At 39.5% G+C, this 8,381-nt stretch carries 8 protein-coding genes; all 8 read right to left on the bottom strand.

What is annotated here, in order from left to right:
* Positions 1–55 precede the first annotated feature (55 nt).
* Entirely contained in the window at positions 56–2,419 is a 2,364-nt protein-coding gene (locus tag B091_RS0109210; protein WP_018109716.1) for a bifunctional dihydroorotate dehydrogenase B NAD binding subunit/NADPH-dependent glutamate synthase, read from the bottom strand.
* Between the two features lie 25 nt (positions 2,420–2,444).
* Positions 2,445–3,719 (bottom strand): serine--tRNA ligase, encoded by a 1,275-nt coding sequence (serS, locus tag B091_RS0109205; RefSeq protein ID WP_018109715.1) that lies wholly within the window; start codon positions 3,717–3,719, stop codon positions 2,445–2,447.
* Between the two features lie 143 nt (positions 3,720–3,862).
* Positions 3,863–4,132 carry a 50S ribosomal protein L27 gene (gene rpmA / locus B091_RS0109200; protein WP_018109714.1) on the bottom strand — a complete coding sequence of 90 codons (270 nt, stop codon included), beginning with the start codon at positions 4,130–4,132 and terminating at the stop codon, positions 3,863–3,865.
* 28 nt (positions 4,133–4,160) lie between these two features.
* Positions 4,161–4,478: a 50S ribosomal protein L21 gene (gene rplU / locus B091_RS0109195; protein WP_018109713.1), complete on the bottom strand. Its 318-nt coding sequence runs from the start codon at positions 4,476–4,478 to the stop codon at positions 4,161–4,163.
* 178 nt (positions 4,479–4,656) lie between these two features.
* A complete protein-coding gene (locus B091_RS0109190) occupies positions 4,657–5,610 on the bottom strand; it encodes a TraB/GumN family protein (RefSeq protein WP_018109712.1) in 954 nt (317 codons plus the stop codon).
* Entirely contained in the window at positions 5,588–6,106 is a 519-nt protein-coding gene (locus B091_RS0109185) for a C40 family peptidase (protein WP_040368887.1), read from the bottom strand. The genes B091_RS0109190 and B091_RS0109185 overlap by 23 nt, the downstream gene beginning before the upstream one ends.
* Complete coding sequence (locus B091_RS0109180; RefSeq protein WP_018109710.1) at positions 6,096–6,818, bottom strand: ABC transporter ATP-binding protein; 723 nt, start codon at positions 6,816–6,818, stop codon at positions 6,096–6,098. The genes B091_RS0109185 and B091_RS0109180 overlap by 11 nt, the downstream gene beginning before the upstream one ends.
* A 15-nt stretch (positions 6,819–6,833) precedes the next feature.
* Positions 6,834–8,342 (bottom strand): DUF5687 family protein, encoded by a 1,509-nt coding sequence (locus B091_RS0109175; RefSeq protein WP_018109709.1) that lies wholly within the window; start codon positions 8,340–8,342, stop codon positions 6,834–6,836.
* Positions 8,343–8,381: the final 39 nt, after the last annotated feature.

Here is an 8,381-nt window from a genome sequence, read left to right as displayed (position 1 = left end):
ATCATTTTAACTTACACACTTCCTGAGACAGTGTCGATTATCTATTTGTAACCTCTTACTTTTCTTGTAGTTGTGCATCCATTGAGGCTGCAGCTTTTCTTCCATCGCCCATAGCTAGGATAACTGTTGCACCACCTCTAACAATATCACCACCAGCATAGATGAAGGGAATTGAGGATTGCATATTCTCGTCAACCTTGATGGTGTTCTTCCAACCTAGCTCAAGCCCTTTGATTGAAGTCGGAACGATAGGATTAGGTGAAACACCTACACTAACAATAGCCATATCAATGTTGATAGTCTCGATAGCACCTTCGATTGCTACAGGTCTTCTACGACCAGATTCATCTGGTTCACCAAGTTCCATCTTTTGTACAACGACTTGTTTAACCTTTCCTTCCTCATCGGCAATGTACTCGATAGGGTTGTGGAGAGTTTTGAATTCGATACCTTCAGCTTTAGCATGATGTACTTCTTCCAAACGTGCTGGCATCTCTTCCTCTGATCTTCTGTAGATAATCATAGCCACATCTGCACCTAGACGTTTTGCGGTACGTACCGAGTCCATAGCAGTGTTACCACCACCAATTACTGCTACACGCTTACCTTTAGTTACAGGAGTATCCGATTCTGGATTGGCTGCTTCCATAAGGTTTACACGAGTTAGGTATTCGTTAGACGACATGATATTGATTGAGTTTTCCCCTGGAATATCCATGAAGTTGGGTAGTCCTGCGCCTGAGGCTACAAATACTCCTTGGAATCCTTCAGCTTTTAAATCTTCTACACCGATAGTTTTACCCACGATGCAGTCCATTACGAAGTTTACACCCATTTTTTTGAGGTTGTCTATCTCAACATCTACAATCTTGTTGGGTAATCTGAATTCTGGGATACCATATTTAAGTACACCACCAATTTCGTGTAGTGCTTCATAGGCAGTTACTGAATATCCTTTTTTTGCCATTTCACCAGCAAAAGCAAGGCCAGCAGGACCTGAACCAATTACAGCAACCTTGATACCGTTGCTTGGCGCAACTTCGGGTACAGACATTTCTCCGCTTTCTCTTTCGTAGTCGGCAGCAAAACGTTCTAGGTAACCAATAGCTACAGCAGGTTTACCCATCTTTAGGTGGATACATTTAGCCTCGCATTGCTTTTCTTGAGGGCATACACGACCACAAACAGCAGGAAGAGCACTTGTCTCTTTTAGCGTTTGAGCAGCTTTACCAAACTCGCCAATTTCAATATGTTTAATAAAACGAGGGATATCAATCTCAACAGGACAACCCGAAACACAGCCAGGGTTATTACAGTCTAAGCAACGTTTGGCTTCTTCTTGGGCTTGTTTGATGGTGAGTCCTTGATTTACTTCATCGGTCAAGCTAGTTGCACGATAAACAGGATCAAGCTCATTCATAACACAGCGCTCGTACGAAGAACGTTCTTTTGCTTTGATTGCTTTGCGTAATGCAAGACGCCATTCAGCATCTCTCGAAGAGCTGTCATCCGATTTTATATCAGAAATACGGATGTCTTCGTGATTAAGAACAAGGCGTTCAACATCAGTTGTATTGGCTTCGAGAGTAGATGATGGATTAGCATTGTTGCTATCTTCAAATTTTGCTGCTTCAATCGATTTGAATGCACCCATTCTTTTGAGCATCTCATCGAAGTTTACTTTATGACCATCAAACTCTGGTCCATCTACGCAGACAAACTTAGTCTTTCCGTCAACAGTGATTCTACATGCTCCACACATACCAGTTCCGTCTACCATGATGGTATTGAGCGATACTGTAGTTGGTATTTTATATTGCTCGGTTAGCTTGCATAAGAATTTCATCATAATTGCAGGCCCAATAGCAAAGCAATGATCTACTTTTTCTCTCTGTAAGACTTCTTCAACACCTGCAGTAACAAGTCCTTTTCTTCCATAAGAACCATCATCAGTCATGATGATCACTTCGTCGGAGCTAGCTCTAATTTCATCTTCAAGAATAATTAAATCTTTTGATCTTCCAGCAATAACAGAGATTACTCTGTTACCTGCTTTTTTAAGAGCTTCCACAATTGGTAGCATGGGGGCCATCCCAACTCCACCACCTGCACAGACAACTGTTCCGTGATTCTTTATGTCAGTTGCTTGACCCAATGGACCCACTACATCGGTGATATAGTCGCCTTCATTTAGGTCGCAAAGGCGTTTTGACGAAAGTCCTACACGTTGTATTACCAAAGTGATTGTACCTTTTGTCGTGTCTGCACCTGCAATGGTTAATGGCATACGCTCGCCTTTTTCACCCACTCTGACAATCACAAAATGCCCCGCTTTTCTAGATTTTGCAATTAGTGGCGCTTCCACAACAAATCTATAAACGCGGTCTGAAAACTTGTCTTTACTAATGATTTTGTTCATGTTTATCTTCGTTCTATATATATTTTTAGTCTATAATATCAAATCCACAATAGGGTACTAATACCTCAGGAATTTTGATTCCTTCTGGTGTTTGGTTGTTTTCTAGTAGGGCTGCAACGATTCTTGGTAGTGCTAATGCTGAACCGTTTAGTGTGTGACAAAGCTCTGTCTTTTTGTCGTCGTTACGGTAGCGACACATCAAGCGATTAGCTTGGTAAGATTCAAAGTTAGATACAGAACTTACTTCTAACCAACGTTCTTGTGCAGCAGAATAAACTTCAAAATCGAATGTAAGTGCAGAAGTAAAGCCCATGTCACCGCCACAAAGACGAAGAATACGGTATGGAAGTCCTAGTTTAGTTACAAGGCCCTCAACATATTCAATCATCTCGTTGAGTGAAGTGTATGAATGCTCTGGTTTGTCGATTCTAACGATTTCAACCTTATTGAATTGGTGTAAGCGATTTAATCCTCTTACATCTTTACCATATGAACCTGCTTCTCTTCTGAAACATGCAGAATATGCACAGTTTTTGATAGGAAGATCTTTCTCGTCTACGATAACGTCACGGTAGATATTTGTTACTGGAACTTCGGCTGTTGGGATAAGATATAGATCATCTGCTGTAGCGTGGTACATCTGACCCTCTTTGTCGGGTAGCTGTCCTGTTCCGTAACCTGAAGCAGCGTTAACTACATAAGGAGGTTCGATTTCTAGGTATCCAGCATCTCTAGCTTCATCTAAAAAGAAGTTGATAAGTGAGCGTTGTAAACGAGCACCTTTACCTTTGTATACGGGGAAACCAGCACCTGCAATCTTAACACCTAGTTCGAAATCGATCAGGTCGTATTTTTTTGCTAATTCCCAGTGAGGTAGTGCACCTTCAGCTAACTGAGGATTCTTACCACCTGTGCGTTCTACTTTATTGTCATCAGCACCAACACCTTCTGGAACAGATTCGTGAGGAATATTAGGAATATTATAAAGAAGCTCGTTCATCTCTTGCAGGGCAGAGTTCATTGCATTTTCTAATGCTTTATTGCCTTCCTTCATAGACGAAACTTGTTCACGGATGGAAGTCGCCTCATCTTTTTTACCTTCTTTCATCATCTGACCAATGGTCTTCGATAGTGCATTAACTTCTGCAAGGTTGTTATCTAGTTGTTTTTGTGCCTCTTTTCTTCTTTCGTTGGCATCAATAACTTGGTCTAACGCTTCTTTAGCGTTCTTAAAATTCTTTTTTTCAAGTCCACGAAGAACTCTTTCTGGCTCTTCGGTAATCTGTTTTATTGTAAGCATGTTAACACTTTTTTATGAACATATCGTAAACTACAAAGATATGGAAAAATAGATAATATAGGGGCGTGAATTATATAAAAAACAGAGGGATGCAAACTCTTAAGCTGCATCCCTCCAAAATATTTTATACTGCTATTAAAGCCTTATGCTTCTACACTTTCAGTAGGAATAATAGAAACAAAACGTTTGTTTGCTCTACCTACTTTGAAGTTTACAGTACCATCTACTAAAGCGTAAAGAGTGTGATCTTTACCAATACCCATGTTTTCACCTGGGTGGAAGGCAGTACCTCTTTGACGAATGATAATGTTACCTGCTTTGCAAATTTCACCACCATAAATCTTAACGCCTAATCTTTTGCTTTCCGATTCACGGCCGTTCTTCGAACTACCTACACCTTTTTTATGTGCCATTTCTTCTTAATTTTTAATTGATTAATGATTAAGCTATAACTTCTTTAACTGTCAATTCAGTGAATTGTTGACGGTGACCGTTTTTAACACGGTATCCTTTTCTTCTTTTCTTTTTGAAAACAATTACTTTGTCACCTTTAACAAGTGGAGATTTAACTTCACATACTACTTTTGCGCCTTCTACTGTTGGTGCACCGATAGTAATGTTACCGTCTTTGTCTACTAAAAGAACTTTGTCAAACTCAACTGTCGCACCATTTTCAGTGTTTTGGATGTGGTGAACGAAAAGTTTTTTGCCAGCTTCTGCTTTGAATTGCTGACCATTGATTTCTACAATTGCGTACATCTGTTATTTGTATAATACAGGTTTGCTCCCCTAGGTGGACTAAATTTCATTTCTAGTCGCTTGATTACCTAGCTAGGAATAATCGGTTGCAAAATTAATGATTTACTTATTAGCAATCAAATTAATTAGGATAATAATTACTAGTAATGAGCTGTTTGTTTCAGGCTGTTGCTTAGTTTTACTTCGATACCGAGGATATTGTGTAGCCCTCTTTCTTGAGAAGTTCTAATACTCCGAGTTGACCAGGTAGGTGTAAAGCACCCACAATAATGAAACAAGAATTATTTTTTATGGCCGTTTTTAACTTCGGTATCCAGTCAATATTACGATCGTCTACCATGAGTTTACGGTCGAGAGGATCCATGGTTAGAGCTGGGCAAATATCCGAAGACGTTTCATCGGCTAGTTTGAGTAGACCCTCAAGATTTTGTTCGACATAGAGCTTGGCCAATTCTTCAGAGCTTGCTATAACGGCCTCAGGGTTGCTATCTAAGCAATCGATTAAGTCGGATAACTCTTCAGCTGCTTTTTTTATGGATTTATTATCGTAAAGTAGCTTGGTCTGAAAAGTCATGCTTTCTAGACCAATAATTTCTTTGCCCTCTTTGACTGCTCTATTCTCAAATATCATATCTACACCCATGGGAGAGTCGTTGCCTGGAAATAACTTTTCGTTAGCTTTGACTGCCAGGCCTATGCTGAGTAGTGAGCTTACCATCTGTGGCTTAAAGCTGTTTGCCATTAGCTTGGGGAGCTGAACGAGGTTAGGGTCCTTATCCATCAGCTCCATGAGTGAATTATAACTGTTTTCACGCATTACTTTATTGAGAGCAGAATCGGCAGGGGCCATGAGCATCATGCTATTGTTCGCATCCGAGGCAAACTCATCCATTTCTCTAATATCAAGTTCGCCAACCAGTACTTCACTGTTTTTATACGCTTCTTCAACTCCTTTTATGTTTTCAATCACAGAACTTGGAATCACGTGGTGAGTCCCCAATATATAGGAGTCAGGTTGATCTTGCTTGCTGATTTTCCATAATAGCTGAGCATCTACCACTTGTGTTGAGAGTAGCAAAAGTATAATGAATTGCACTGTTCTACTGAGTCTATTTTTTAAGTCGTCCACCATATAGCCAATGTTGTTTGTAATATTTTGATTTTAAATTGCTAACAATTACTCCTCTACTTGTGCTGGCATGTACAAAGAGATCGTTTTTGAGGTATATGCCCACATGAGCCACCCGTCTTTTGGATCTTGGGCTACTAAAGAACACAAGATCACCCTCTCTGAGGTTATTTTTGGATACCTTTCGTATCTGTTTAGTTTGTCCCTGTGTGGTTCGTTGTAGCTCCAGGCCGTAGGTTTTCGAGAATACCTGTTTGGTAAAGCCTGAGCAATCGACACCTCTTTTCGAGTTGCCACCATTTCGATAGGGAGTACCGATCCATTCGGCACTCTCTAGATAGAGCTTCGGATTATCCGTATAGCCAATCTCCATATCGAGCCTTCTTGAAGCTTCTGCTAGTGCTTTGTAATCGAGTCTAGGAGTTTGGGTCTTGCAGCTAGCAAAACCCAAGAGCACACATAACCCTATTACTAGTTTATATAAAAACTTACTCTTCACTATTGTCCTCCATGTCTTTGAGGAAGTAGCTCATAATTTCTTCTTGATATACGGCTGCATCGCCTTTGACATCTTTGATAACTACTCCATTTTCGAGCAAGATAACTCTTGTGCAGATGGTTAGCAAATGTTCCAGGTTATGACTTGAAACTAAAATGGTGGTTTCTGTATCGCTGTGTATTTTGGCCAAAAGCTTTTTGGTGTTCTCTTGTGCTGTGGGATCTAAGAAGTTAAAGGGTTCATCCAGAATTACAAATTCGGGTTGATTAAATAGAGCACCCACAATACCCACTTTTTGTTGATTTCCCGAAGAGAGGTTACGAATATATTTCTTTCCTTCGAGGTTGTCAGTTCCTAGGTAGTTCTTAAAGCGATCTACTCGTGCCGATATTTCCTCTTTGGTCATGTTGCCGAGTGAACCTAAAAAATCAAGGTATTCGGTAGGCGTAAGGTAGCCAAGCAAGAATGTATTATCAACATAAGAACCCGTATAGGTTTTCCAATCTTCCGACTTATTAACCAGTAAACCTTTTGAGCCTATTTCTCCTGTGTCGGGAGCAATCAGGTCGAGCATAAGTCTGAAAAGTGTTGATTTTCCTGCTCCATTATTGCCCACAATACCGATGAGTTCGCCTTTATCTATCTTAAGAGAGGGTATATTGAGTACCTCTTTCTTATTGTATGATTTTGTGATATTATTTATTTCTAACATGATGTTTTCTGTTTATTAGTTAAGTGAGTTGCGGATACCCTCTAGATTTTTATATTTTCTATTGTTCATTGATTTAGCAATCAACTTTAACCAAAGAGGTGAAAGAAGAACAACTCCTAAGTTTAAGATTATGATGGTTAAATTCTCGTAGTAGGGTTGGCCTACGATAAGGCTGATTATCCAGTTGATTAGTGGAACACTAACGGCCGCAACCAAGATGAATAAAAAGATTATTCCACTAAAACTTTTGTTGACTTTGGTTTTGGCCTCAGGATTGATTCCAATACTATTAAAAATATACATGCTTAGACCAAACAGACTGATTAAACCTGGTATATAGCTATAGAGTGCTATTAATCCCCATAAATCAAACCCTCTGTAGAGGAAACAAACGATGCCTGCAATCAATAAAGGGATGGTCGCAATAGTGGTAATTATATATTTACTTTTGAGTAGGGTGACCATATGATTTCTTTGTGTAAAGTAAAACTCCATCGAAATGGATTCGTATTGCACGTAGGTCATGTAAAACATTATTGCTGAATAGACATAGGGGAAATTTAAACTACTCAGAACTCTCTCTTCGGGGTTACTTAGAATTGTATAAATAGGAAGAGCTGTAAAGAAAAGAATTACAAGTAGAAGTGCTCGCATCTTCTTGGTGCGTAATAAGAAAAGTAAGTCTAATCTTATTTGCTGACCAAGTTGTCCCATCTTACTCCATCGCTCACTCTTTGTAAGCGAGTTAAATTGGAAGGAGTTATCTGATCCATCATCTCCTAGACTGTCAATTTTAAAATTACGAAGTAATTGATAGGTTAGACTTAGTGTTACTCCTAGCAAGAGTAGTAAGATAAGGTAAGTTGGCCAGTAGTGATTTAGTGGAACGAGTATACTCCCATAAGCTTGGCTAACAGCATCAAACTTATATAAGATAAGTGGGAGAAATACCACCAAGAAGTAAAGTATCACCGAGGTTGTAGTTACAACTTTATGCTTTGAAAAATAGTTTTTGGCTAGAACTATAACCTGTTTGTTTATCGTGAAAACCAGTAGCATAATTAGAAAAGCATGGACATACCCCAATATGCCCACATTGAAATAATTAAGACTTCCTAGAATAGGGGTAATCAAGACTACCCACATAATCACTAATGGGCCTACTCCGTGGTAGAATAGTTTGAATAAAATGACATGTCTCTTCTCTAGGGGTAGAGTAAAGAGAACTGGTAGTTCTTCTAAAATATAACTGGGCAGAGATATTCGGATTAAAAAATCGTAGGCCAGCATTGGTCCTAAGGCAAGTGCTACAATCTTCGCTCCTTCGTGTAAGTTGAGTTCTCCTGCTCGGATTTGTTTGAAGACAATTACCGACCAAAGTATGGCTAGAGCAAAGAAGAAAACCAGTGACAACCCCCTGAGTATGGTTGAGGCTGTTTTAATCTCTTTACCCGACTCTCTTTTGGTAGCAAGCCAGTTGAGCTTAAACAGCTGGATGAAAGAGTTTAGTAATGTTGAATTCATGTGTGTTTAGGGTTAGTTAAATTTAAAGGGACTAGTTCA

The organism is Bacteroides propionicifaciens DSM 19291 = JCM 14649, from assembly GCF_000375405.1.
Taxonomy (GTDB): domain Bacteria; phylum Bacteroidota; class Bacteroidia; order Bacteroidales; family Bacteroidaceae; genus Bacteroides_E; species Bacteroides_E propionicifaciens.
The sequence above is the reverse complement of the archived record's forward strand: the minus strand, read 5'-3'. Positions and strand labels throughout refer to the sequence as shown.

Bases quoted from the DNA above. Each gene is read 5' to 3' on its own strand.
- rpmA (WP_018109714.1), bottom strand. From the start codon at position 4,132: ATGGCACATAAAAAAGGTGTAGGTAGTTCGAAGAACGGCCGTGAATCG.
- rplU (WP_018109713.1), bottom strand. From the start codon at position 4,478: ATGTACGCAATTGTAGAAATCAATGGTCAGCAATTCAAAGCAGAAGCT.
- B091_RS0109210 (WP_018109716.1), bottom strand. From the start codon at position 2,419: ATGAACAAAATCATTAGTAAAGACAAGTTTTCAGACCGCGTTTATAGA.
- serS (WP_018109715.1), bottom strand. From the start codon at position 3,719: ATGCTTACAATAAAACAGATTACCGAAGAGCCAGAAAGAGTTCTTCGT.
- B091_RS0109175 (WP_018109709.1), bottom strand. From the start codon at position 8,342: ATGAATTCAACATTACTAAACTCTTTCATCCAGCTGTTTAAGCTCAAC.
- B091_RS0109190 (WP_018109712.1), bottom strand. From the start codon at position 5,610: ATGGTGGACGACTTAAAAAATAGACTCAGTAGAACAGTGCAATTCATT.
- B091_RS0109180 (WP_018109710.1), bottom strand. From the start codon at position 6,818: ATGTTAGAAATAAATAATATCACAAAATCATACAATAAGAAAGAGGTA.